At 66.0% G+C, this 26097-nt stretch carries 21 protein-coding genes; 12 read left to right on the forward strand and 9 right to left on the reverse strand.

The genetic code is table 11. The features are described from left to right. Window positions 1-4: 4 nt before the first annotated feature. From NX774_RS09740 to NX774_RS09750, 3 genes are all read right to left on the reverse strand, one after another. Complete coding sequence (locus tag NX774_RS09740; RefSeq protein ID WP_258821976.1) at window positions 5-208, reverse strand: hypothetical protein; 204 nt, start codon at window positions 206-208, stop codon at window positions 5-7. A 121-nt stretch (window positions 209-329) separates the two neighbouring features. After that, complete coding sequence (locus NX774_RS09745; protein WP_258821977.1) at window positions 330-4043, reverse strand: ATP-binding protein; 3714 nt, start codon at window positions 4041-4043, stop codon at window positions 330-332. 140 nt (window positions 4044-4183) lie between these two features. After that, window positions 4184-5488 (reverse strand): replication-associated recombination protein A, encoded by a 1305-nt coding sequence (locus tag NX774_RS09750; RefSeq protein ID WP_258821978.1) that lies wholly within the window; start codon window positions 5486-5488, stop codon window positions 4184-4186. A 131-nt stretch (window positions 5489-5619) separates the two neighbouring features. Here NX774_RS09750 and NX774_RS09755 point away from each other — a divergent pair, with 131 nt between their 5' ends. Then, the gene (locus NX774_RS09755) at window positions 5620-5961 is read left to right on the forward strand and encodes a CCDC90 family protein (protein ID WP_258821979.1); all 342 of its coding nucleotides are present in this window, start codon (window positions 5620-5622) and stop codon (window positions 5959-5961) included. Window positions 5962-5967: 6 nt separating this feature from the next. On the opposite strand, the gene lolA is transcribed toward NX774_RS09755, so the two are convergent. Together lolA and NX774_RS09765 are read right to left on the reverse strand one after the other, a co-directional pair. After that, window positions 5968-6606, reverse strand: a complete 639-nt coding sequence (gene lolA, locus NX774_RS09760; RefSeq protein WP_258821980.1) for an outer membrane lipoprotein chaperone LolA — start codon at window positions 6604-6606, stop codon at window positions 5968-5970. A gap of 14 nt (window positions 6607-6620) precedes the next feature. Then, on the reverse strand, window positions 6621-9044 hold the full coding sequence (locus NX774_RS09765) for a DNA translocase FtsK (RefSeq protein WP_258821981.1): 2424 nt from the start codon (window positions 9042-9044) through the stop codon (window positions 6621-6623). Between the two features lie 174 nt (window positions 9045-9218). Here NX774_RS09765 and trxB point away from each other — a divergent pair, with 174 nt between their 5' ends. Further along, window positions 9219-10175: a thioredoxin-disulfide reductase gene (gene trxB / locus NX774_RS09770; RefSeq protein ID WP_258821982.1), complete on the forward strand. Its 957-nt coding sequence runs from the start codon at window positions 9219-9221 to the stop codon at window positions 10173-10175. Window positions 10176-10184: 9 nt separating this feature from the next. Then, window positions 10185-10859: a Smr/MutS family protein gene (locus tag NX774_RS09775; RefSeq protein WP_258821983.1), complete on the forward strand. Its 675-nt coding sequence runs from the start codon at window positions 10185-10187 to the stop codon at window positions 10857-10859. A 95-nt stretch (window positions 10860-10954) separates the two neighbouring features. Here the strand turns inward: NX774_RS09775 and NX774_RS09780 are convergent, their stop codons facing one another. Further along, complete coding sequence (locus tag NX774_RS09780) at window positions 10955-12502, reverse strand: class I adenylate-forming enzyme family protein (RefSeq protein ID WP_258821984.1); 1548 nt, start codon at window positions 12500-12502, stop codon at window positions 10955-10957. Window positions 12503-12568: 66 nt separating this feature from the next. Here NX774_RS09780 and NX774_RS09785 point away from each other — a divergent pair, with 66 nt between their 5' ends. Both NX774_RS09785 and NX774_RS09790 read left to right on the forward strand, forming a co-directional pair. Beyond that, window positions 12569-13306, forward strand: coding sequence for a TetR/AcrR family transcriptional regulator (locus NX774_RS09785; protein WP_258822735.1), 738 nt, complete (start codon window positions 12569-12571; stop codon window positions 13304-13306). 163 nt (window positions 13307-13469) lie between these two features. Continuing rightward, on the forward strand, window positions 13470-14075 hold the full coding sequence (locus NX774_RS09790; RefSeq protein ID WP_258821985.1) for a trimeric intracellular cation channel family protein: 606 nt from the start codon (window positions 13470-13472) through the stop codon (window positions 14073-14075). Window positions 14076-14217: 142 nt separating this feature from the next. On the opposite strand, the gene NX774_RS09795 is transcribed toward NX774_RS09790, so the two are convergent. Beyond that, window positions 14218-14556: a P-II family nitrogen regulator gene (locus tag NX774_RS09795; RefSeq protein ID WP_258821986.1), complete on the reverse strand. Its 339-nt coding sequence runs from the start codon at window positions 14554-14556 to the stop codon at window positions 14218-14220. A 30-nt stretch (window positions 14557-14586) separates the two neighbouring features. Next, on the reverse strand, window positions 14587-16638 hold the full coding sequence (locus NX774_RS09800) for an NAD(+) synthase (protein WP_258821987.1): 2052 nt from the start codon (window positions 16636-16638) through the stop codon (window positions 14587-14589). Between the two features lie 64 nt (window positions 16639-16702). On the opposite strand from NX774_RS09800, the gene NX774_RS09805 reads away from it, so the two are divergent. After that, window positions 16703-17842, forward strand: a complete 1140-nt coding sequence (locus NX774_RS09805; RefSeq protein WP_258821988.1) for a GNAT family N-acetyltransferase — start codon at window positions 16703-16705, stop codon at window positions 17840-17842. Here NX774_RS09805 and NX774_RS09810 read toward each other — a convergent pair whose 3' ends face one another. After that, window positions 17843-18766 carry a LysR family transcriptional regulator gene (locus tag NX774_RS09810; protein ID WP_258821989.1) on the reverse strand — a complete coding sequence of 308 codons (924 nt, stop codon included), beginning with the start codon at window positions 18764-18766 and terminating at the stop codon, window positions 17843-17845. Between the two features lie 269 nt (window positions 18767-19035). On the opposite strand from NX774_RS09810, the gene NX774_RS09815 reads away from it, so the two are divergent. From NX774_RS09815 to NX774_RS09840, 6 genes are all read left to right on the forward strand, one after another. Continuing rightward, entirely contained in the window at window positions 19036-21318 is a 2283-nt protein-coding gene (locus NX774_RS09815) for a TonB-dependent receptor (protein ID WP_258821990.1), read from the forward strand. A gap of 114 nt (window positions 21319-21432) precedes the next feature. Next, window positions 21433-22305, forward strand: coding sequence for an alpha/beta fold hydrolase (locus NX774_RS09820; protein ID WP_258821991.1), 873 nt, complete (start codon window positions 21433-21435; stop codon window positions 22303-22305). A 23-nt stretch (window positions 22306-22328) separates the two neighbouring features. Further along, the gene (locus tag NX774_RS09825; RefSeq protein WP_258821992.1) at window positions 22329-23534 is read left to right on the forward strand and encodes a substrate-binding domain-containing protein; all 1206 of its coding nucleotides are present in this window, start codon (window positions 22329-22331) and stop codon (window positions 23532-23534) included. A 4-nt stretch (window positions 23535-23538) separates the two neighbouring features. Next, entirely contained in the window at window positions 23539-24315 is a 777-nt protein-coding gene (locus NX774_RS09830) for an ABC transporter ATP-binding protein (RefSeq protein WP_258821993.1), read from the forward strand. 40 nt (window positions 24316-24355) lie between these two features. Further along, window positions 24356-25069: an ABC transporter ATP-binding protein gene (locus tag NX774_RS09835; protein WP_258821994.1), complete on the forward strand. Its 714-nt coding sequence runs from the start codon at window positions 24356-24358 to the stop codon at window positions 25067-25069. A gap of 10 nt (window positions 25070-25079) precedes the next feature. Next, a complete protein-coding gene (locus NX774_RS09840) occupies window positions 25080-26096 on the forward strand; it encodes a branched-chain amino acid ABC transporter permease (protein WP_258821995.1) in 1017 nt (338 codons plus the stop codon). The last annotated feature ends 1 nt before the right edge of the window (window position 26097 follow it).

Raw genomic sequence — 26097 nt, forward strand, 5'->3', positions numbered from 1 at the left:
TGCATCAGTTCAGCTGCGCCTTCTCGGCTGCCGAGAGGCGGTGGCCCTTGACCACGACCACGTTCATCTTGGCGTCCGCGGCGACCGGCGCGGCCTGCGCGGTCTTGGCGGCGTGCAGCTCCTGCACGCGGTCGGCTGCAAAGCTGGCCGGCACGGTGACGATGGCGGCGACGAGGAAGACGGCTTCGAGGTTTTTACGGACTTTCATGATGTGCTCCTTGCTTCAGAAGTGGTTCGGTATGGTTGCACTGTACCGATCCGCTCCCCGTGCCGCCATCGGCTTGCGACGAAGCGCACAAAACACGGGGCAGAATGCAAAAAGCCCGCCGTCAGCTGGGCGCAAGACTGGTCGTGAGCCTGACCAGTTCGCGCATGTCCACCGGCTTGGTGAGGTGGTGGTCGAAGCCCGCCTGCCGCGCACTCTCGCGGTCGCTCTCCTGCCCGTAACCGGTCAGCGCTACCAGGTACACCGGGCGCGCGCCGGCCAGCTGGCGCACGCGCGCCGCCAGCTCGTAGCCGTCCATGCCGGGCAGCCCGATGTCGAGGATAGCCAGCTGTGGCCAGTGCCGTTCCAGCCGTGCCAGCGCGGACGGTCCGTCGGACGCCAGTTCGACCGTGTAGCCGAAGGTGCGCAGCAGCTCGCCGAGCGTTTCGGCGGCGTCGCGGTTGTCGTCCACTACCAGGATGCGCAGCGGATGCCTGCCCGCTTCTTCCACGCTCGCGGCCGTGGGCACGCCCGGCTGCGCCGCGCCGGCCGGGGCGGCCGGCACGCGCACGGTGAAGGTGGAGCCCCTGCCCGGTCCCTCGCTGAACGCGCTCACGGTGCCGCCGTGCAGTTCAGTCAGGCTGCGCACGATCGTCAGGCCCAGGCCAAGGCCGCCGCGCGAGCGCGCCAGGTTCTGCGCGTCCTGGTAGAACATGTCGAACACGCGCGGCAGCAGCTCGGGCGCGATGCCCTGCCCGCTGTCGCCCACCTCGAGCACGATGTCCTGCCCGTCGCGCCAGCCGGCGATGCGGATCGTGCTGCCGCGGTCGCTGTACTTGGCAGCATTGGTGAGCAGGTTCGCGAACACCTGGCTCATGCGCTGGCGGTCCACCAAGAAGGGCAAGGCGGTGCGCGGTACGTCGATCTGGACGATGTCGTGGCGTTCCTCCAGCAAGGGTGCGGCAGTCTCCAGCGCCTGCGCCACCACTTCCGCCAGTTCGGCCGGCTCGCGCTGCAGCTCGACCTTGCCTTCCGAGACACGCGCCACGTCCAGCAGGTCGTCCACCAGCCCGACCAGGTGCTGCGCCTGGCGCTCGATGATGCCGTGCTCCTTGCGCACGTTGTCGATGCCGCGCAGCTTCATCACTTCGAGCGCGCTGACGATCGGCGCCAGCGGGTTGCGCAGCTCGTGCCCGAGCATGGCCATGAATTCGTCCTTGGCGCGGCTGGCCATCTCGGCCGCGCGCCGGGCGCGGATCGTCTCGCTGACCTCGAACGCGACCACCGCGATGCCGTCGACCTCTCCCTCGGCGTCGCGCAGCGGCTGGTAGACGAAGTCGAAGTAGCTCTCCTGCAGCGCAGGTCCATCGCCGCGCATCAGGTCCACGTGCAGGCCGTGGCCCACGTAGGGCTCGCCGGACCGGTACACCTCGTCGAGCAGTTCGAACACGCCCTGCCCGGCCAGCTCCGGCAGGGCCTTGCGGATCGGCTTGCCCAGCAAGTCGCGCCCGAAGACCAGGCGCCGGTACAGCGGGTTGGCCAGTTCGTACACGTGCTCGGAACCGCGCAGCAGGGCAATCGCGGCCGGCACCTGCTCGAACACCGCCCGCATCCGCTGGATCTGCTCGGACTCGATCCGGTGCAGCTGCCAGCGCAGCAGCAGCGCGTCGATCTTGGCCAGCAGCTCGCGCCGCGAAAATGGTTTTTCGAGGTACGCGTCGGCGCCGGCGCGCTCGGCGCAGATGCGCTCGTCCTCGCCGGCGCGCGCGGACAGCAGCATGACCGGGATCGACGCGAGCCCCTTGTCGCGCTTGAGCGCCGCCAGCAGCTGGTAGCCGTCCATCACCGGCATCATCACGTCCGACACGATCAGGTCGGGCCGATGGGCGCGCACGGCGTCCAGCAGCTGCTGGCCTTCGGCAAAGGTGCACACATCGTGCGTCGGCGAGAGCATGTCGGCGACGTAGTCACGCATGTCCGGGTTGTCGTCCACCACGAACACCAGGCTGCGCTGCCCGGCCGGCGCCATCACGCCGGAGCGCGCGGGCGCGAGCCACAGCTCGGCTTCTTCCAGATAGGCTTCGGTCCAGGTTTCTCGCGCCAACTGTCCTTCGTCGCTTGCGATATGTTCGTCGGGCAGGTGCTCTTTGCCGAGCGGGAGCGAAACGGTGACCGTCGTGCCGTGCCCCGGCACGCTGTCGATGCGCGCATCGCCGCCGTGCATGGCCACCAGGTCACGCACCAGCGCCAGCCCGATGCCGCTGCCCTCGTGCGAACGCGAGCGCGTGCCTTCGACGCGCTGGAAACGCTCGAACACCTTGGGCAGGTCTGCCGCGTCGATGCCCACCCCGGTATCGGACACGCGCAGCACGGCCCGGTCGCCTTCGCGCCGCAGCCGCACCGCGATCCGGCCCTCGAAGGTGAACTTGAAGGCATTGGACAGCAGGTTGAGCACGATCTTTTCCCACATCGTGCGGTCGATGTACACCGGTTCGGGCAGCGGCGGGCAATCGACGTCCAGCGCCAGCCCTGCGCGCTCGACCGCGGAGCGGAACACCCCTGCGAGGTCGGCGGTGCAGGCCGACAGGTCAACCGGCGCAAACGATGCCACCATGCGCCCGGCCTCGATGCGCGAGAAGTCGAGCAGCGCATTGACCAGCTTGAGGAGCCTGAGCCCGTTGCGCCGCATGAGTTCAAGATGGCGGCGCGCGCCCGCGCCCAGCGATTGATCTGCCAGCACCTCCTGCAGCGGCCCGAGCATGAGCGTGAGCGGCGTGCGGAACTCATGGCTGACATTGCTGAAGAAGGTGGTCTTGGCGCGGTCGATTTCGGCCAGCGCTTCCGCGCGCCTGCGCTCGGCCTCGTTGGCCAGCGCTTCGCCGATCGATCCCTGCAGCTGGTCCGCCAGCAGCTGGTAGAACGACAGGTAGGTCGCGTCAAGGGCGCGGTGCGGGCTCACCCCCGCCACCAGCACCGCGACCGGGTGCTCCTGTCCCGGCATCCTGACCGGCGCCACGATCGCCTGCCCGCACGCGTCGTCCCAGGCGCCGCGCGGCAGGCGCACGCCCTCGGGGCAAATGGCGACCGTCGGTTCGTTAGCGTGCAGCGCGGCCAGCACCGGCCACACCGCGTCGCCAACCCCGGGCGCGATCTCATGCGGCGCTGCCTCGGGGTAGCCGTCAAGGCCGAACGAGCAAGCCAGCGTGGCGCGCCCGGCCGCCGCATCGATCGCGTAGATGAGCCCAAACGGGACGTCGGCGCGCGCATCGGCGAGCACCGCGGCATATTGCGCGCACGCTTCGGCAAGCGTGCCGGCACGCGGCGTGCTGGCCAGCTGGCGCAGCTTTTCGATGCGACGCGCACCGATCACTTTTTCGGTGGTCTCGATGACCGGGGTGAAGATGCCGCCGCAAGCGCCTGTTTCGTCCGGGATCGGCGAATAGCTGAAGGAGAAGTAGGCTTCCTCGTTGTAGCCGTAGCGGTTCATCAGGAGCAGCAGGTCCTCCGCCTTGACCGCGCGGGCGGTGCTGCTGACCGTGTCGAGCATGGGGCCGACGATCGGCCACACGTCGCTCCAGACCTCGCGCCCGGCGCCGCCCATCGCCTCCGGATGCTTCTTGCCGAGGATCGGCCGGTATTCGTCGTTGTAGAGCATGATGCGCTCCGGTCCCCACCACAGCAGGATCGGAAAGCGGCAGGCCAGGCAAATGCTGAGCGAGGTGCGCAGGCTCTGCGGCCATTGGTCCATTGGCCCGAGCGCCGTGCCGGCCCAGTCCATGGCGCGGATGAGCCCTGCTGTCTCGCTGTCTCCCTCGACTTCGTATGGCCGACTTTCCATGCCCCTCCTCAGTAAGCGGACGGGCGATGTTCGCTGGTGCCGGGACGACTGGCCCGGTTGCCCGAGCTGTCGATGTTACATCACATTTGCCTGAATGTTAAATGCAAACTGCACCAATCCACACGGCATAACACGGCCGGTCAACCGTTGCGCGCCTGCTCGTCGAGCTCGCGCAGCCACTTGAGCTTTTCGCCGATCTTGCCCTCCAGGCCGCGATCGGTGGGCCGATACCAGCCCGGTTCCGCCACGCCGTCCGGAAGGTAGGTCTCGCCGGCGGCGTAGGCGTAGGGTTCGTCATGCGCGTAGCGGTATTCGTGGCCGTAGCCCAGTTCCTTCATGAGCTTGGTCGGCGCGTTGCGCAGGTGGACCGGCACCTCGCGCGAGCGGTCGCGCTTTACGAAGGCGCGCGCTTCGTTGTAGGCGTTGTAGCCGGCGTTGCTCTTGGGTGCCATGGCCAGGTAGATGACGGCCTGGGCCAGCGCCAGCTCGCCCTCGGGCGAACCGAGCCGCTCGAAGGTGGTGGCGGCGTCGTTCGCCATCTGCATCGCGCGCGGGTCGGCGATGCCGATGTCTTCCCACGCCATGCGCACGATGCGGCGCGACAGGTACTTGGGGTCGGCGCCGCCGTCGAGCATGCGGCACAGCCAGTACAGCGCGGCGTCGGGATTGGAGCCGCGCACCGACTTGTGCAGCGCCGAGATCTGGTCGTAGAAATTGTCGCCGCCCTTGTCGAAACGGCGCGCGTTGAGCGTGAGCGCGTTCTCGACGAACTCGCGCGTGATCTGGGTGGTGCCGGCGGCGTCGGCCGAGGTCTTGGTCTGCTCCAGCAGGTTCAGGAAGCGGCGCGCGTCGCCGTCCGCGTAGCCGATCAGGGTGGACACGGCCACCTCGTCGAACTGCAGATGGCCCAGCACCCTTTGCTGGGCGCGCTGCAGGAGCTGGCGCATCTCGTCTTCGGTGAGCGCCTTGAGCACGTACACCTGCGAGCGCGACAGCAACGCCGAGTTCACCTCGAACGACGGGTTTTCGGTGGTCGCGCCGATCAGCGTGACCAGGCCCGATTCGACGTGCGGCAGCAGCGCGTCCTGCTGCGCCTTGTTGAAGCGGTGGATCTCGTCGATGAAGAGGATGGTCTGCCGGCCCATCGACACGAAGTGCTGCGCCTGCTCGATGGCGGCACGGATCTCCTTGACGCCCGAGAGCACGGCCGACAGCGGAATGAATTCGCAGTCGAACGCGTTGGCGGTCAGGCGCGCCAGCGTGGTCTTGCCCACGCCGGGCGGGCCCCACAGGATCATCGAGTGCGGACGGCCCGACTTGAACACCAGGTTGAGCGGCTTGCCCGGCCCCAGCAGGTGGCTCTGGCCGATCACCTCGTCAATGGTGCGCGGGCGCAGCGCCTCGGCCAGCGGCGGCGAGGGCTCGGTCTTGAAAAGGTCGTCCATGGCGGGTATGCCGTTCAGTCGTGGGTATTGTTGTGCAAGGCGCTAGTGTAGCCGATTGACCAACCACGTATCGGAGCACGCTCAATCGCGCCATCATCACGCGATCCGTCTATCATGGGAAGGCATGCGAGATGACCGAAATGCTTTTGGATACGCAAAAAATGGTGGAACAGCTGGAGGCGGCGGGCGTGTCCCATGCCCAGGCCCGTGCCTACGTCTCCGTATTGCTCGACGCCATCAGTTCAGCCGACGCACACTACGCCTCCCGTCACGCAGGCAAGGACGAGCTTGTCAAAGGACTTGGCGATCTTAGAACAGAAATGCGGCAGCTCGAAACGCGCATGGAAACTGGATTCGCCCAAATCAGGGCCGAGATGGCCAACCTGCGAACGGAAGTGATCAAATGGGTGGTGACGGTTGGTATTCTGCAAACCGCACTGATCACCGCCCTGATAGTGAAACTGGTACCTTAGGCCGCGCTACTGGTTGAAAACGTCCGCGCCCTTCGGCATCTCGAACTTGAACTGGTTCGGGCTCAGCGCCGGATTGCGCTGGAAATTCCTGAACTGCAGCACCGTCGTCTGTCCGAACGTATCCTTCAGCTCCATCGCCTGCGGAATGCCGTCACGCAGGCCAATGCCGATCTGTTCGAACGTCGTGTCCTTCGACTTGGGCACCGCCCGCAGCCATTCCAGTCCGTCGCGCGCGCCCGCTTCGGATAGCGTGAAGTTCTTCTCCAGGTCGTTACTGCCAAACAGGATCGCGGCCGGCGACGAGCCCAGCGCATTGCCCAGCTTTTTCACGGTCACCTGGTTCAGGTCCTTGTCGTACACATAGAGCTGGTCGCCATCGGCCTGCAGCAGCTGCTCGTACGGCTTCTGGTACTGCCAGATGAACTTGCCGGGGCGCGAGAACAGGAAGGTGCCCGACGACGGCGGCGTGACCTTGCTGCTGGCCGAGGTGCGCACCTGCTTTTGCGTGAACTCGCCGCGCGCGCTCTTGGTGCTAGATACGAAAGTCTTGAACTGGTCGAGCGCGCTGGCATTGGCCAGGCTGCTGGCGGCCAGCAGGCCGGCTGCCAGCAGTGTGGCCAGCGCGGATGTGGATTTCAATTGCATGTGTGGTCCTTGTCTTATTCGGCGTTCGCCGTCGGCACGAGGATATCGCGGTTGCCGTTGCTCTGCATGGCTGAGACCACCCCGCTCTGCTCCATCTGCTCGAGCAGGCGCGCGGCGCGGTTATAGCCAATGCGCAGGTGACGCTGCACCAGCGAGATCGAGGCGCGGCGATGCTTGAGCACCACCGCCACCGCCTGGTCGTACATCGCGTCGGACTCGCCGCCACCCTCGGCGGCCGGCAGCCCTTCGGCGTTGCCCTCTTCCAGCGTGCCGCCTTCGAGGATGCCTTCAATGTAATTCGGTTCGCCGGTAGACTGCAGGTGTTTTACAACTCGATGCACTTCGTCGTCGGACACGAACGCGCCGTGCACGCGCACCGGCAAGCCGGTCCCCGGCGGCATGTACAGCATGTCGCCCATACCCAGCAGCGTCTCGGCGCCCATCTGGTCAAGGATGGTGCGCGAGTCGATCTTGGACGAGACCTGGAACGCGATGCGGGTCGGGATGTTCGCCTTGATCAGGCCCGTGATCACGTCCACCGACGGGCGCTGGGTTGCCAGGATCAGGTGGATGCCGGCCGCGCGCGCCTTTTGCGCGATGCGCGCGATCAGCTCCTCGACCTTCTTCCCGACCACCATCATCAGGTCGGCCAGCTCGTCGATGATGATGACGATGGTGGGCAGCTTGTCCAGCGGTTCCGGCGCGTCCGGCGTGAGCGAGAACGGGTTCGGGATGTGCTCTTCGCGCTTGGCCGCTTCCAGGATCTTGCTGTTGTAGCCAGCCAGGTTGCGTACGCCCAGCTTGGACATGAGCTTGTAGCGGCGCTCCATCTCGTTCACCGCCCAGTTGAGCGCGTGGCCGGCCTGGCGCATGTCGGTCACCACCGGCGCCAGCAGGTGCGGAATGCCCTCGTACACGGACATCTCGAGCATCTTGGGGTCGATGAGAATCAGGCGCACGTCGGCCGGGTCGGCCTTGTACAGCAGGGACAGGATGGTGGCGTTGATGCCCACCGATTTACCCGAACCGGTGGTACCGGCCACCAGCAGGTGTGGCATCTTGGCCAGGTCGGCGATCACCGGCTTGCCGGCGATATCCTTGCCCAGCGCGACCGTCAGGTTCGAGGCGCTGTCGTTATATACCTTGGAACCGAGGATCTCGGTCAGGCGCACGATCTGGCGTTTCGGGTTTGGCAGCTCCAGCGCCATATAGTTCTTGCCGGGGATGGTCTCGACCACGCGGATCGAGGTGAGCGACAGCGAGCGCGCCAGGTCGCGCGCCAGGTTCACGATCTGGCTGCCCTTCACGCCGGTGGCCGGCTCGATCTCGTAGCGCGTGACCACTGGGCCCGGATAGGCGGCCATGACCTTGGCCTCCACGCCGAAGTCCGACAGTTTCTTCTCGATCAGGCGGCTGGTGAATTCCAGCGTTTCCACCGCCACGGTCTCCTGCGCGGCCGGCGGGTCATCCAGCAGCGACAGCGCCGGCAGCTTGGAGTCGCCCGGCAGGCCCTGGAACAGCGGCACCTGCTTTTCCTTTTCCACGCGCTCGGACTTGGGCACGGCCACCATCGGCTGCTCGATCTTGAACGGTGCCGGCACCGGCACCGCGGCCGCCGGCGCCGCGTCGGGCACCGGTTCGCCGAGCTTGGGCTCGGCCTTGGGCGGCGGCGGGGGCGCGTGCTTCTCCACGTACTTGGCACGTTCGTGGTCCACCACCTCGTCGCGCTTGACCGCCGCCACCTCGCCCTGTTTGCGGTCGATGCGGTCCTCGTAGCGCAGGCGGAACCAGTCCACCGTGAGCTCGATCGCCTCGCCGATGCGTTCGGCCACCGCCAGCCACGACACCTGGAAGAACAAGGAAAAGCCCAGCCCGAACAGCGCCAGCAGCAGCAAGGTCGAGCCGGTGAAGCCAAAGGCGACGTTGGCGGAGTGGCCGATCAACTGGCCCAGCACCCCGCCCGGCGCGCGCGGCAATTCCACCTTGAGCGACCACATGCGCAGGTATTCCAGGCCCAGGCTGCCCGCGAACATGAGCACGAAGCCGATCCAGCGGATCAGCGCCTCGTGGTCGTGCTCCGGCTCCGGCTCGGCCTCGTGGATGAACTTGTCGGCCAGGCGGCGGTAGCCGCGCCAGACCAGGCGCAGGAAGCACACGCACCACCACCAGGCCGAAAAACCAAAGATAAACAGCAGCAGGTCGGCCAGCCAGGCGCCGGCGCGGCCGCCCAGGTTGCTCACTTTCGGCACCACGCTCGCATGCGACCAGCCGGGATCGGCCTTGTTGTACGAAAGCAGGATCAGCAGGAAGTACACGAACGCGACCGCGAGCGCGATCCAGCGCGCCTCGGACAACAGGCGCACCAGGCGGTTGGGCAGCGGCGGACGGACGTCAGCGTTGCGAGTGTTGTTCAAAGAAGAAGATGTTTTCTTGCCCATGCGTGGAAATGTTGCCTTCCAATAGTTAATGCATTTTAAGGCATATATTGCCGCGCATGGCCGATCATTCATGCTTGTCCGCACGGTCGGCTATAATCGCATGTGGCATTTCGGCCTTGACCTGGCCTGGAACGGCCCCAAGTTCCTTCATCAATAAACATTGAAGCGCTCCTTATGACCACTAAGAAACACGCCAAAGTCCTGATTCTCGGTTCCGGCCCGGCCGGCTACAGCGCCGCCGTCTACGCCGCGCGCGCCAACCTCAAGCCGATGCTCGTCACCGGCGTCGAGCAAGGTGGCCAACTGATGACCACGACCGATGTCGAGAACTGGCCGGGCGACCCGATGGGCGTGCAAGGTCCGGAACTGATGCAGCGCCTGCTGCAGCATGCCGAGCGTTTCAATACCGAGATCGTGTTCGACCACATCCACACCACCTACCTGAACGAGCGACCGATCCGCCTGGTGGGCGATTCGCACGAGTTCACCTGCGACGCACTGATCGTGTGCACCGGCGCCTCGGCCCAGTACCTCGGCCTGGAATCGGAGCAGGCGTTCATGGGCAAGGGTGTGTCGGCCTGCGCCACCTGCGACGGTTTCTTCTACCGTAACCAGGAAGTGGCGGTAATCGGCGGCGGCAATACCGCGGTCGAGGAAGCGCTGTACCTGTCGAACATCGCCTCCAAGGTCACCCTGATCCACCGCCGCGACAAGTTCCGCGCCGAGCCGATCCTGATCGACCGCCTGATGGGCAAGGTCGAAGAAGGCAAGATCGTGCTGGAGCTGAACCGCACGCTGGACGAAGTGGTGGGCGACGATTCGGGCGTGACCGGCGTGAAGGTCAAGTCGACCGAGAACGGCGAGGTCAAGCACATCACCGTGCACGGCCTGTTCGTGGCGATCGGCCACAAGCCGAACACCGGCATCTTCGAGGGCCAGCTCGACATGCACAACGGGTACATCAAGACCCGCGGCGGGCTCGAGGGCATGGCCACCGCCACCAACATCCCGGGCGTGTTCGCGGCCGGCGACGTGCAGGACCATGTGTACCGCCAGGCGATCACCAGCGCCGGCACCGGCTGCATGGCCGCGCTCGACGCCCAGCGCTACCTGGAGGCGCTGGAAGGCTAAGGCTGAGCGATGGCGGGACTGAAAAGCTTCGAAGACCTGAAGGGCTTGCGCGACAAGCTCAAGGAAGACGAGCGGGCTCGCGCCATCGAGCAAGCCGAACGCGAAAAGCAGGAGCGGCTCGCGCGCGAGCGCGCGGTCGAGTTCAAGGGCGCGATGAAGGACGTGCACAAGCTGCCCGAGTCCGACCGCTACGTGTACCGCCCGCCTCCGCCGCCGGCCAAGCCGCTGGCGGAAAAGCGCAAGTTCGCCACCCAGGCGGAAGACGACGCGGCGGTGCTGCGCGAGTCGATGCTGTCGGACCAGTTCGACGTGGACGGGCTGCTGGACGAAGACCCGTCGCTCGCCTACGCCCAGCCGGGCGTGGGGCCGGACGTGCTCAAGAAGCTGCGCAAGCGCCACTGGCCGGTGCAGGACGAGATCGACCTGCACGGCTACACGCGCGACCAGGCGCGCGAGATCCTCAACGACTTCCTGCACCGGATGAACCGGCGCGGCGTGCGCTGCCTGCGCGTGATCCACGGGATCAGCTACGGCTCGGCCAAGGGGGAACCCGTGCTGCGCGGGATGGTGCACAGCTGGCTGGTGCAAAAGCCGGAAGTGGTGGCGTTCTGCGTCGCGGGCAAAAAGGATGGCGGGCACGGCGCGCTCATCGTGCTGCTGCGGCACGCGCTGCTCGACCACTAATTCAAGCTCCGCTTGAACGCGTGGGCGGGAAACCCGCCCACCCTACATGGCCCCGCAGCTGTCCGGTAGGGTGGGCAGGTCTCCTGCCCACGCGTTCAAATCCGCGTGCCCCGCCCCGCCCAGTACGGCTCCCGCAACGCCCGCTTGAGCACCTTGCCCGCCGCGTTACGCGGAAACGCCTCCAGCACCACCACCTCCTGCACCCGCTGGAAACGCGCGCCGACCCGGGCGTTGAGCCACTCCTTCAACTCGACGCCATCCACCGCCCCGGGCTCCTTGAGCACCACGGCCGCCAGCGGCGTCTCGCCCCACTTCTCGTGCGGCACGCCGAACACCGCCACCTCCAGCACCGCCGGATGCGCCACCAGCAGTTCCTCGATGTCGCGCGGGTACACCTTCACGCCGCCGCTGTCGATCATGTCCTTCTTGCGGTCCACCAGGTACAGGAAGCCCTCGTCGTCCACGTAGCCCAGGTCCCCGGTGTGCAGCCAGCCGTCCACCAGCGCCGCGGCCGTCAGGTCCGGCCGCTTGAAGTACCCGTCCATCAGCATCGGCCCGCGCCCGACGATCTCGCCGATCTCCCCGGGGGCAGCAATACTGCCGTCTTCGCGCACGATGCGCATGTCCATGAACGGCGGCGCACACCCGACCGAGCCCGCCTTGCGCGCGGCGTCGGTCTTGTCGAGGATGGTCAGGAACCCCTCGGTCAACCCGTACAGCTCGTGGAAGCGCCCTGGCAGCAGGCGCTGCAGCTCGTCCTTATGGTGGCTGTGCAGCGGCGCGCCCAGCGACAGGATCATCTGCAGCGATCCCAGGTGCTCGGGCGCAAAGCGCGGTGACGCCAGCACCGCGATGATCTGCGACGGCACCAGCATGATGTGCGTGACACGCTCGCGGCGCACGGTGTCGATCAGTGCCTCGGCATCGAACTGGCCATGCACCACGTAAGTTGCGCCCGCGAAGAACGCGCCCATCATCGTGACAAAGGCGCCGTTGAACACCAGCGAGCCGGTGGCCAGCACGACCGACTCCGGCCCGATGCGAAACACGCTGGAACACAGCAGCGCATACATGGCGCGTACCTCCTGGCTCAGCATGATCCCCTTCGGCTGGCCGGTGGTGCCGCTGGTGTACATGATGTTGTACAGGTCGGACGGGGCCACTGGCGACGGCAAGACCGGCTCGGCATCGCCATGCGCGAGCAGTTCGCCATACGCGCTCGCCCCGTCGGCGGCGCCATCGACCAGCACCACCCGGCAGTCAGACAGGCGCGGCGCCAGCGCAGCGGCATGCCGTGCCAGGCCAAGCAAGGAGCCGGTCGTGAACAGCATCACCGCCTCGGAATCGTCGAGCAGGCTCGCCAGCCCCGGCGCCAGCAGCATGGGCGACAGCGGCACTGCCACCGCGCCGATCTTGGCCGCAGCCCAGTAGATGTCGAGCAGCTCCAGGCAATTGGGCAGCAAGGTGGCGACGCGCTGGCCGCGCTGCACGCCCGCGGCCAGCATGCCATTGGCCAGTCGGTTCACGCGCAGGTTCAAATCATGATGGGTCAGCCGCTCCCCGCTGGCGATCACGGCCAGGTGCTCGGGGCGATGCCGTGCGCTGCGCGTCACTAGGCCGCCGATGGTCAATGCGTCGCTCATGGATGCTCCTGCGTGAACCGGCTTGTGTAAAATGCGTCGATCAACTTCATCCATCTCTCCTTGAATGTGAAGCCCGCCTCCCCGACTGACACCCCCACCGCAGCCGCCAGGACGGGGCGCAAAAGCGCAACGGTAGGACGGCCGCGCAAGACCGACGGCAATCCCGAAGCCTCGGCGCGCATTCTCGACGCGGCCGAAGACCTGTTCTCCAAACACGGCTTCTACGGCGTGACCATGCGCGCCGTGGCCGCGCACGCGCAGGTGGACACCGCCCTCGCCCACTACTACTTCGGCACCAAGCAGGGCCTGTTCGACGCGGTCTGCATGCGCCGCGCCGACATCGTCAACGCCGAACGGGTGGCGGCCATGGACGCCTATGCCGCCACGGCCGGCGCCAGCATGACGGTGGAGGGCGTGATCGCGGCCTTCCTCGCACCGCTGCTCGCTCCCGCGCGCCACGCCGACCCCGGCTGGAAGAACTACTTCTCCCTGATCGCCCAGCTGAACAACACCAACGAACTCGGTGGCGCCACCATGACGCGCTACTTCGACCCGGTGGTCACCCGCCTGATCGACCTGCTGCAGCAGGTGATGCCCCAGGCCCGGCGCGAAGACCTGTACTGGAGCTACCACATGCTCACCGGCTCGCTCACGCTCACGCTGTCCGACACCGGGCGCCTGGACCGGCTGTCGAACGGCCTGTGCAAGTCGTCCGACATCGCGGCCATTGCGCCGCGCATGATCGAATACTGTGCAGCCGGGTTCAAGGCGGTGTGCCTGCAGCCGGGTAGCACGCGGCAATAATTCAACACTTGATGAATTATTGCTGATCAATATAGCAACGTCTGCCTGCACAGGCAAGCACGCGGCGAAAAAGCAACGGGATCGCCGCGGCAAGCGTGCTTACGTGACACACGGGTGTCATGTTAGGCTAGCAATATCGCCACAATAACAACACTGCAGTTGCATGCATCTCATTAAGTTCATCGAAATCATGGCGATTCTGGTCGGCGCGTTCTCGGGATTCATCGAGGCGCGCCGCAAGCGCATGGATTTGGTCGGCGTCTTCACGGTCGCCTTCATCACCGCATTCGGCGGCGGTACCCTGCGCGACATCCTGCTCGACAAGCGTCCCCTGTTCTGGGTCATCCACCAGGAATACGCGATCCTCATCTTCGTACTCGCGCTGGTGGCCACGCCGCTGATGCGCACGCTCAGGCACATCCTGTCCGAACGGCTGATCGTGATCGCGGACGCGATCGGGCTGGGATTGTTTTCGGTGGCCGGCGTGTCCTCGGCGCTGGACGCGCACATGCCGCTCTTCATCGCGTCGATGATGGGCGTGATCACCGGGATTTTCGGCGGGGTGCTGCGCGATATCGTCTGTAACGAGGTGCCGATGGTGTTCAGGGACGGCAAACCGTATGCGATCTGCGCGTTCCTGGGGAACTGGCTGTTCCTGCTGATGCGGGCGGTGGACCTGCCCTATAACCTGGCGCTGTGGGTCAGCGCCTTGTTCATCACCGGCTTGCGGCTGGTGACGTGGCGGTTTGATATGCGGCTGGGACGGTAAGTATCACCCCTCCAGCACGTCGTCCCCGCGGAGGCGGGGAACCATGGAACGGGCGCACATGGCAGCCTTGACGTCAGCCGACTACCTTCAAGCTCAGCATGGGTCCCCGCCTGCACGGGGACGACGGATCATACGGTGCGGATTAAACCGCGTCCGGCCCGGTCTCGCCGGTGCGGATGCGAATCACCTGCTCGATGTTCTGCACGAAGATCTTGCCGTCGCCGATCTTGCCCGTGCGCGCGGCCTTGATGATCGCGTCCACCACCTGGTCGGCCACGGCTTCGTCCACCACCACCTCGATCTTCACCTTCGGCAGGAAATCCACCACGTACTCCGCGCCGCGATACAGCTCGGTGTGGCCCTTCTGGCGGCCGAAGCCCTTCACCTCGGTCACGGTCAGGCCGGTCACGTTGACCTCGGCCAGCGCTTCGCGCACCTCGTCCAGTTTGAACGGCTTGATAACGGCAGTGATCTGTTTCATCTGTGCTCCTTTAGTCATTGATTCGAATTCTTAGCCCGGGATATTGTCCAGGTCCGCCAGCCACACCGTGGCCTCCGAGTCGCTTGGGGCGCGCCAGTCGCCGCGCGGCGACAGCGAGCCGCCGTTGCCGACCTTCGGACCGTTCGGCACGGTGGAGCGCTTGAACTGGCTGGTCTTGAAGAAGCGCCACAGGAAGATCTTCATGTACCGCTTGATCTGGGCAAGGTCGTACTCGTTGCGCGAAGCCTTGCTGTCGTCGGGCCAGGCGCCCTCGTCGCGGTTCTTCCATGCGCTGTACTCCAGGAAGGCGACCTTCGATGGCTTGAACCCGTAGCGCAGCGTGTAGTACAGCGTGAAATCCTGCAGCTCGTAAGGGCCAATCACGTTCTCGGTGATCTGGGCCGGCCGGCCGTCGCCGGTATTGCCGGGCACGAGCTCGGGGCTGATCTCGGTTTCCAGCACGTTGATCAGCACTTCGGAGCCGCCTTCGCCCAGCTGGTGCGTCTCGGCCACCCAGCGCACCAGGTGGGAGATCAGCGTCTTGGGCACGCTCGCGTTCACGTTGTAGTGCGCCATCTGGTCGCCCACGCCGAACGTGCACCAGCCCAGCGCCAGTTCGGACAAGTCGCCGGTGCCGATCACGATCGCGTTGTGGTGGTTCGCGAGCCGGAACAGGTGGCTGGTGCGCTCGCCCGCCTGCACGTTTTCAAACGTGACGTCGTACTCTTCCTTGCCCTCGGCGTACGGGTGTCCAAGGTCCTTGAGCATCTGGATGCAGCTTGGGCGGATGTCGATTTCGTGTGCCGAGCAGCCGACCACGCGCATCAGCTCGCGCGCCTGGCGCAGCGTGCGTTCGCTGGTAGCAAAGCCCGGCATGGTGTACGCCAGGATGTTCGCGCGCGGCAGGCCGAGCCGGTCGAAGGCCTTGGCGCACACCAGCAGCGCGTGGGTCGAGTCCAGCCCGCCCGAAATGCCAATCACGACCTTGTTCACGCCGATTGCGGACAGCCGCTGCACCAGCGCCTGGACCTGGATGTTGTACACCTCGGTGCAGCGCTCGTCGCGGCGCGAACGGTCCACCGGCACGTACGGGAAGCGCTCCACCGCGCGCGCCAGCGGCAGCGTGCGGTCCACCGGCAGCGCCAGCGCAAAGCGCACCGTGCGGAATTTCGCAATCTCGTCCGCGTGGCGGCGCGCATTCATCGCATAGGTGGTGGCGTGCATGCGCTCCTGCGATAGCCGCTCCAGGTCCACATCCGCAAAGATGATGTGCGAGTCGTCGCGGAAGCGCTCGGACTCGGCCAGCAGCGTGCCGTTTTCGTAGATCAGCGCCTGGCCGTCCCAGGCCATGTCGGTGGACGACTCGCCGCGCCCGGCCGATGTGTACAAGTAGGCCGCCATGCAGCGCGCCGACTGCTGGCTCACCAGTTGGTGGCGGTAGCCGCTCTTGCCGACCACGACGTTGGACGCCGACAGGTTGACCAGCACCGTGGCCCCGGCCATGGCGCCGAACGAGGACGGCGGCACCGGCACCCAGACGTCCTCGCAGATCTCCACGTGAAAGCGGAAGAACGGCAGTCCCTCGATGTCAAACAGCAGGTTGACACCGAACGGCACCTCGGCGCCAAACAGCTCGACCTTGTCCACCGCCGCGCAATCCGCAGGCGCAAACTGCCGGGATTCGTAAAACTCGCCATAATTGGGCAGGTAGCTCTTGGGGACCACGCCCAGCACCTGTCCGTTGGCGACGACGGCCGCACAGTTGAACAGCATGTGATTGACCCTCAGCGGCAGCCCCACTACCATCGCCACGGGCAGCGCGCGAGAGGCCTCCACCACGCTGGCCAGGGCCCGCTCGCAACCGTCCAGCAGCGCGCGCTGGTGGAACAGGTCGTCGCAGCTGTAGGCCGGCAGCCCCAGCTCCGGAAAGGCCACCAGCACCGCGCCCTGCTGCGCCGCCTGCTTGGCCAGCTCGATGGTCTGCTGCGCATTGAAGGCAGGGTCCGCCACCTTGCAGACCGGGCTGGCCGCCGCCACTCGGGCAAAGTGGTGGGAGTAGAGGTTGAAAAATCGGTTGTTCATGACGAGATTCTCGCTTGGGCACATGCCTGCATCATGAGGCGCCATCTTTGGTACGGAAGTAATTTTGAATTATCGCACGCATATCGTTTCTTCTCTTGCCGAGATTGGCCAGGCGGCGTGGAATGGTCTCGTCCGGGCGCAGGAGGCAGCCAACCCCTTCCTGTCGTACGCATTCTTGCATGCCCTGCACGAGTCCGGCAGCGCGAGCGCCGAAACCGGCTGGCAGCCTCAGTTCATCACGCTGTGGGAGGGCGAAACGCTGGCCGCCGCCCTGCCCCTGTACGTGAAGGACCACTCGTACGGCGAGTACGTGTTCGACTGGGCCTGGGCCGACGCCTACCAGCGCCACGGCTTCGAGTACTACCCCAAGCTGCTGTCGGCGATCCCGTTCACGCCGGTGACCGGCCCGCGCCTGCTGGCGCGTGACGCACAGGCGCGCGCGGCGCTCATCGAGGTGCTCAAGGCGACGCAGCAGGCATCCGGCGTGTCCTCGACCCACGTGCTGTTCCCACCCGCCGAACAGGCAAGCGAACTGGAACAAGCCGGTTTCATGCTGCGCTCCGGGGTACAGTTCCATTGGCTGAACCAAGGCTACGCCAGCTTCGACGAGTTCCTGGCCACGCTCGAACAGAAAAAGCGCAAGAACATCCGTGCCGAGCGCCGCAAGGTGGCGCAGGCGGGCGTGACGCTCAGGCGCGTGCGCGGGGTGGATGCCGACGATACGGACTGGCGCTTCTTCAACCGCTGCTACCGCCACACCTATGCAGCGCACCATTCGACGCCTTACCTGAACCTGGATTTCTGGCTGCGTATCGGTGAGTCCATGCCCGAGAATATCCTGCTGGTGCTGGCCGAGCGCGACAACAGGCCGGTGGCCGCATCGCTCGTCATCCACGACGAGGACACGCTGTTCGGCCGCTACTGGGGCGAGATCGAGCACGTGCCCTGCCTGCATTTCGAGGCGGCGTACTACCAGCCGCTGGAGTTCTGCATCGAGCGTGGCATCCAGACCTTCGAGGGCGGCGCGCAGGGAGAACACAAGATGGCGCGCGGCTTCCTGCCCACCCGCACCTGGTCCGCGCACTGGCTGGCGCACCCGGCGTTTGCCGATGCGATCGAACGCTTCCTCGAACGCGAGGCCGGCGGCATCGACGAGTACATCGACGAACTGAGCGAGCGCAGTCCGTTCCGCGCGCGCGGCTGATTACAGCTGCAGGCCGGACTCGGCCACCTGGTGCATGAACAGCTGCGGGTGGGCATCCGCGTGCTCGCGCAAGAGGTTCCACACCGCGCGCACCCGCTGCAGGCGGTACAGGTCGGTCGGCGCGGCCAGCCAGTAAGAGCGCTCCGCAAAAAAACCGGGCAGCACCATCTTCAGCCGGCCGTCATCGGGAATCGCGTACGGCGGCGCCAGCATCAGGCCCAGGCCGGCCTTGGCCGCTTCCACCTGCGCCGTCATGCCGGTGCAGCACAGCCGGCGGCGCGGCGTGAAGCCCAGCTCGTTCAGGTAGGAGAGTTCCTGGCTGGCCAGGCGGTCCTGCACGTAGTCGACGAAATCGTGGTGCACCAGGTCGGCGTGGGAATGGATCGGCTTGTGGCGCGCCAGGTACTCGGGCGAGGCGTACAGGTACATGCGGAAGGTCGCCATGCGCGTGACCACGTAGCGGCCGGTGGTCGGCGGGTCGAGCATCACGCCCATGTCGGCCTCGCGGTTGGCCAGGTTGGCAAAGCGCGGCAGCACCAACAGGTCGATCGAGAGGTCCGGATGGTCGCGCAGCAGCCCGGACAGCAGCGGCGCCACCACGCGCACGCCGAACAGCTCCGGCACGCCCAGCCGCACCACGCCGTGCGCCGTCACCTCCGCCCCCACCAACTGCTCGGCAGCGGCCAGCGCCGCGCCCTCCATCGCCTCGGCGTGCGGCAGCAGGGTCTGGCCCATCTCGGTCAGCTCGTAGCCCTCGCGCGATCGGTCGAACAAGGTGGTGCCCAGCTGGGCCTCAAGCCGGTCGATGCGCCGCGCCACCGTCGTGTGCTCGACATCGAGCCGGCGCGAGGCGCCCGACAGCGTGCCGGCGCGCGCCAGTTCCAGGAAAAAGCGCAGGTCGGTCCACTCGGGCAGGATGTTCATGAGGAAAAAGTGATGTCAGTTTGGAATATTGTGCACTAGCGCACATTGCCCGGGCAATCATTTTGGCGCAACAGTTTGTGTATGCACAGAAATTGTGCAAACCCTGCTGGGTAGCTGCGTTTCGCTCTCGCACCGGCGCGGTGCAAACGGGTGTGCAAATTTGCACAAAGGGTGGGCGGGCTTGCCATCTTTTCATCCAAACTCAACAAGGGCACACTTGGTCCCGTGCGACTGAACGCATGCCGCAATTCCAAAATTAGGAGACAACAATGCGTCTTACCAAGAAGAACCCGCTGCTGCTCACCCGTACCGCCGCAGCCGTACTCGCCCTGTACGGCACCGTTGGCGTGACCTACGCCCAGGAAGCGAACAGCCAGGCACCGGCAGCGACCTCGGAAAACAACATCGAGAAAGTGGTCGTCACCGCGCGCCGCCGCGAGGAGACCCTGCAGGACGTCCCGGTGTCGGTGACCGCCTTCAGCGCCGACCAGCTGTCCAAGCAGGCCATCCCGGACCTGACCGGCCTGACCAACAGCATCCCGAACACCACCCTGAAAGCGTCGCGTGCAACCAACACCACGCTGACCGCCTTCATCCGCGGCGTCGGCCAGGCCGACCCGGTTGCCGGCTTCGAATCCGGCGTTGGCATCTACATGGACGACGTGTTCCTGGCCCGCCCGCAAGCGGCCGTGGCCGACATCTACGACGTTGAGCGCATCGAAGTGCTGCGCGGCCCGCAGGGCACGCTGTACGGCCGTAACACCATCGGCGGCGCCATCAAGTACGTGACCCGCAAGCTGGCCCCGCAAACCGACGTGCGCGTGCGCGCCACCGTGGGCGACTACGGCCAGAAGGAAGGCGTGCTGACCGCCAGCACCCCGCTGTCGGACACCGCCCGCATCGGCGGCACCATCGCCAAGTTCAAGCGTGACGGCTACGGCACGAACCTGGTCACAGGCAAGGGCAACTATGACAAGGACCTGACCGCAGCCCGCCTGTCGGCCGAGTTCACCCCGACCCAGGACCTGTTCATCCGTATCGCCGGCGACATCACCCAGGACGACTCGAATCCGAAGAACGGCCACCGCCTGATGGTTGGCAAGAAGAGCGGCTTCCCGATCCTGTCGAACGTGTACGACACCCAGGGTGAGATGATCACCACCAACGGCCACGAGCAGGAGATCCGCGCCCATGGCGTGTCCGCACTGGTCGAATACAACGTCACGCCGGAAGTCACCCTCAAATCGATCACCGCCAGCCGCCGCGACCACTCGTGGGCGCCGATCGACTTCGACGCGCTGCCCGTGGTGGACCTGGAAGTGCCGGCCGAGTACTCGAACAAGCAGTTCAGCCAGGAGTTCAACGCCACCTACAGCGGCAAGGAACTGCAGGGCACCGCAGGGGTGTACTACATGGACGCGACGGCGTTCAACCAGTTCGACACGATCGTCGGCTTCCCGGCCTTCATCGCCAGCACCTACACCAGCGCCAAGGTCGGCACCAAGGCCTGGGCCGCCTACATCGACGGCAGCTACAACCTGACCCCGGACCTGCAGCTGTCGCTGGGCGGCCGCTACACCGTGGACAAGCGCGAGGCCGCGCTGTACCGCCAGAGCTACCTGGGCAAGGGCTCGCCCTACCTGGGCAACCCGGCCGCGACCAAGCTGACCGCCATTCCGGATACCGACCTGCCTGACCTGAGCCGCCGCGACACCAAGTTCACCCCGCGCATCGCGCTGAACTACAAGGTCAACGCCGACCACAACGTGTACGCCTCGTACTCGGAAGGCTTCAAGGGCGGCGGCTTCGACCCGCGCATGAACATGGTCGGCACCAAGCTGACCGTGGCCAAGGCACGCCAGGGTTACAGCCCCGAGACCATCAAGACCACCGAACTGGGCCTGAAGTCCTCGTTCAACGGCGGGCGCATCACCACCAACGCCGCGGTCTTCCACAGCGACTACAAGGACGTGCAGATCCCCGGCTCGGTGGCGATCGACACCAACGGCGACGGCAAGGACGACACCTTCGCAGGCGTGACCACCAACGCGGGCAAGGCCAAGATCAAGGGCGTCGAACTCGAGGCGATCGCGCACATCACCAAGGAGTTCACGCTGGCCGGCATGTACAGCTACATCGACGCCAAGTACAAGGAGTACATCGTGGCCGGCGCGAACGTGGCGGACAAGCGCTACTTCCAGAATACGCCGCGCAACTCGAGCAACATCCGCGCGACCTACGACATCCCGACCCCGCTGATGGGCTACAACGGCACCACCTCGCTGATGGCCAGCTACGCCTTCAAGAGCAAGACCTACCAGTTCGAGACCCCGTCCGACCTGGACCAGGAGTCGTACCACCTGGTCGATGCGAGCGTGGTCTGGACCCGTGCCGACGGCCGCCTGCGCGTTGGCCTGCATGGCAAGAACCTGACCGACGAGCACTACAAGACCGGTGGCTACCTGTTCCAGACCCTCGGCAACGAAGGTACGCTGAGCGCGTTCTACGCCGCCCCGCGCACCGTGTCCGGCACGGTCGAGTACCGCTTCTGATCTAGCGATCCCACTGTAGTCAGCATCACCTGGCTGGCGCCCCACAAAGGCGCCGGCCAGGCCGGTTGCACCCTTTCGACCCCGAATCCGCCTGACCCGAGAGGATCCGCCAGCGTGTCCAACTTCACACCGATCACCTTTACCAGCACCGACGGCCTTGCGCTGTACGCCCGCGACTATGCCGCCAGTGCGGGACCAGCACACCTGCCCGTCATCTGCATCCACGGCCTGACCCGCAATTCTTCCGACTTCGACGAGATCGCGCCCGAGATCGCGCGCCTTGGCCGGCGTGTCATCGCCGTGGACGTGCGCGGCCGCGGCCACTCGCAGCGCGACCCCAATCCGGACAACTACAGCCCGCTGGTGTATGCCGGCGACGTCGAGAAGCTGATGCACGACCTGGGCATCGCGCGCGCCGTCTTCGTCGGCACCTCGATGGGAGGCCTGATCACGATGACGCTCGCGGCCAAGAACCTGGACCTGATCGCCGGCGCCATCCTCAACGACATCGGCCCCGTCATCTCGCCCAAGGGCCTGGCGCGCATCGCCGGCTACACCGGCAAGTCCGCCTCGCTCACCTCCTGGGAGGAAGCGGCCGACTACATCAAGGACATCAACCAGTGCGCCTTCCCCGACAACTCGGATGACGAATGGCTCAAGTGGGCGCGCCGCGCATTCGAGCAGGATGCCGAAGGGCGGCTGGCGGCGCGCTATGACCCGAATATTGCGATTGCGTTGCAAACGGGTAAACTGAGGCCGACCTCGCTTGCCGCACGGCTGGCGTTCAAGCGCCTGGCAAAGAAGCGCCCCACCCTGCTCATTCGCGGCACGCTGTCCGACCTCGTGGAGGAACAGCAGGCAGCGTGGATGCGCAAGGCAGCGCCCGACCTGCGCTACGCCGAGGTGCCGAACGTCGGCCACGCGCCGATGCTCACCGAGCCCGAGGCCCTCGCCGCGATCCGCAACTTCATGGCGCAGGTCGCGTAAGAAGAAATCACTAGGAGACTCACATGAACAGCACCACACCCCTCGCCAAGCCCTTGAGCCTCGCACTGGCCGGCGCGTTCGCCGCCCTGTTCTCGGCTTCCGCGCTGGCTGCGCCCGACCTGAAGATCGCGCTCATCGCCGGCAAGACCGGCGTGCTCGAGTCGTACGCCAAGGAGACCGAGACCGGCTTCATGATGGGCCTGGAGTACCTCACCGGCGGCAAGATGGAAATCAACGGCCGCAAGATCAAGGTGATCGTCAAGGACGACCAGGGCAAGCCGGACCTGGGCCGCACCCTGCTGGCCGAAGCCTACGGCGACGACAAGGCCGATATCGCGGTGGGCACCACCTCGAGCGGCTCGGCGCTGGCCATGCTGCCGGTGGCCAAGGAATACAAGAAGGTGCTGGTGGTGGAACCGGCGGTGGCCGACGAGATCACCGGCGCCAAGTGGAACAAGTACATCTTCCGCACCGCGCGCAACTCGATGCAGGACGCGCTGGCCGCAGCCAGCACGCTCAAGAGCGGTTCGATCGGCTTCCTGGCGCAGGACTACGCCTTCGGCCGCGACGCGATCAAGGCCGGCAAGCAGGCACTGGCCGCTACCGGCTCCAAGGCCACCGTCGTGCACGAGGAATACGCGCCGGCTACCGCCACCGACTTCACCGCGCCGTCGCAGCGCCTGTTCGACGCGCTCAAGGACAAGCCGCAGCCGCGCGTGCTGGCGATCGTGTGGGCCGGCCCCAACCCGATGAACAAGATCGCCGACATGAAGCCGGAACGCTACGGCATTGCGCTGGCGCCGGGCGGCAACCTGCTGCCGGTCATGAAGACCTGGAAGGCCTACGCCGGCACCGAAGGCACGATCTATTACTACTACGGCTTCCCGAAAAATAAGATGAACGACTGGCTGGTGGCCGAGCACACCAAGCGCTACAAGGCACCGCCCGACATGTTCACTGCCGGCGGCATGGCTGCGGCCAGCGCGGTGTACACCGCCCTGTCCAAGGTCCCGAGCGCCAACAGCGAGCAGCTGGTCACGGCGATGGAAGGCATGTCGTTCGAGACCCCGAAGGGCACCATGACCTTCCGCAAGGAAGACCACCAGGCGCTGCAGCCGATGTACCACTTCCGCATCAAGAAGGACCAGAAGAACGAATGGGACCTGCTGGAACTGGTGCGCGAGATCCCGGCCAAGGAACTGCCGCTGCCGGTGACGAACAAGCGCTGATCGCATGACCGCACAATCGCAACAGCAGCCGTCGCTGTCCACCCGCGAGCTGACCATCCGCTTCGGTGGCCACGTCGCGGTGAACGCAGTGACGGCGGACTTCTATCCGGGCACGCTGACGGTCATCGTCGGCCCCAACGGCGCGGGCAAGACCACCTACTTCAACCTGGTGTCCGGGCAGCTGCCCGCGACCTCGGGCAGCGTCTTCATCAACGGCCATGACGTGACCCGCCACGGTCCGGCGCGGCGCACGCGCCTTGGCATCGGGCGCGCGTTCCAGCTCACCAACCTGTTCCCGCACTTGTCCGTCATGGAGAACGTGCGGCTCGCGGTGCAGGCGCGCGCGGGGGCCGGCATGAACATGTTCTCGATCTGGTCCAGCAACAAGGAACTGATCGCCCGCGCCGAACACTACCTCGAGCGCGTCCACCTGATGGGGCGGCGCGACACCATGGTCGGCACGCTCTCGCACGGCGACCAGCGCAAGCTGGAAGTGGCCATTTTGCTCGCGCTGGAACCGGCCATCATGATGTTCGACGAGCCGACCGCCGGCATGAGCGTGGACGAGGTACCGGTGGTGCTGGACCTGATCCACCAGGTCAAGCGTGACGCCAACAAGACCGTGCTGCTGGTCGAGCACAAGATGGACGTGGTGCGCGCACTGGCCGACCGCATCATCGTGCTCCACAACGGCACGCTGGTCGCGGACGGCAAGCCGCAGGAAGTGATGCAATCCCAGATCGTACAGGAAGCCTATCTTGGAACACCCGAACACGCGTAGGGTGGGCACTGGTGCCCACGCGGACGCCGGAGCAGCCCCATTGCTGACCCTCACCGGCGTGCACACCCACATTGGCCAGTACCACATCCTGCAGGGCGTAGACCTGGTGGTGCCGCGCGGCGGCCTGTCGGTGCTCCTGGGCCGCAACGGCGCGGGCAAGACGACCACGCTGCGCACCATCATGGGCCTGTGGCAGGCCAGCGGCGGCAAGATCACCTTCGACGGCCAGGACATCACGAAGATGTCCACGCCCGACATCGCGCGCGCCGGCATTGCCTACGTCCCCGAAAGCATGGCCGTGTTCTCGGAACTCACCGTGCGCGAGAACCTGTACCTGGCGGCCCGCAGCGGCGCGCTCGACACAGCGCGCGTGGACTGGATCTGCGGCTTCTTCCCGGCGCTGAAGAAGTTCTGGAACTACCCGGCCGGGAACCTCTCGGGCGGGCAGAAGCAGATGGTTGCGATCGCGCGCGCGATCGTCGAACCGCGCAAGCTCCTGCTGGTGGACGAGCCGACCAAGGGCCTGGCGCCCGCGATCGTGCAAAGCCTGATGGCCGCCTTCCGCGAACTCAAGGACACCGACACCACCATTTTGCTGGTCGAGCAGAACTTCAACTTCGTGCGCACGCTGGGCGACACCGTGAGCGTGATGGACGACGGCCGCGTGGTGCACGCGGGCTCCATGCGCGAGCTGGCCGGCGACGACGAACTGCAGACGCGCTTGCTCGGGCTCTCGCTCGATTCGCACCAATAGGACTTCATCGATGAGTGCTTCCCTTCCCCTTGCCCAGCCAGAGACGCTGCCCGCGGCCAAGCGCGACATCGCGCCGCTGCTGCTGGTGCCGGCGCTGATGCTGGCCATGCTGCCGCTGGTCGGCAGCTTTCCCACCTGGGTCACCCTGACCGTCGCGGGCCTTGCGATGGGCATGATGATCTTCATTATGGCCAGCGGGCTGACGCTCGTGTTCGGCCTCATGAGCGTGCTGAACTTCGGCCACGGCGCGTTCGTATCGGTCGGCGCGTTTGCCGCCACCATGGTCCTGCTGCCGATGCACGGCTGGCTCGAGGCCGAGTCGCTGGCGGCGAACCTTGGCGCGCTCGGGCTCGCGCTCATCGTTGCGATGCTCGTCACCGGCGTGCTTGGCTGGGCGTTCGAGCGCGTGATCATCATGCCGGTGTACGGCCAGCACCTCAAGCAGATCCTGGTGACCATGGGCGGCATGATCGTCTCCGAGCAGCTGATCAACGTGATCTGGGGCCCGGAGCAGATCGCGCTGCCGCTGCCGGCCACGCTGCGCGGCTCGCTGATCCTGGGCGACGCGGCCATCGAAAAATACCGGCTGGTCGCGGTCGTGGTGGGCCTGGCCGTATTCCTGGCAATCTTCCTGGTCCTGAACCGCACCAAGCTGGGCCTGTTGATCCGCGCCGGCGTGGAAAACGGCGAAATGGTCGAGGCGCTGGGCTACCGCATCCGGCGCCTGTTCGTGGCCGTGTTCGCGGCCGGCTCGGCGCTCGCGGGCCTGGGCGGCGTGATGTGGGGGCTGTACAAGGAAAACCTGACCGCCTCGATGGGTGCCGACACCATGGTCATGATCTTCATCGTCGTCATCATCGGCGGGCTCGGTTCGATCGGCGGCTGCTTCATCGGCGCGCTGCTCATGGCGCTGGTGGCCAACTACGCGGGCTTTCTCGCGCCCAAGGTGGCGCTGGTGTCGAACATCATCCTGATGATCGCCATCCTGCTCTGGCGCCCTGCCGGGCTGTATTCGAAATCGCGGTGAC

Origin of the sequence: Massilia agilis (assembly GCF_024756255.1) — a bacterium.
Classification (GTDB): Bacteria; Pseudomonadota; Gammaproteobacteria; order Burkholderiales; family Burkholderiaceae_D; genus Telluria; species Telluria agilis.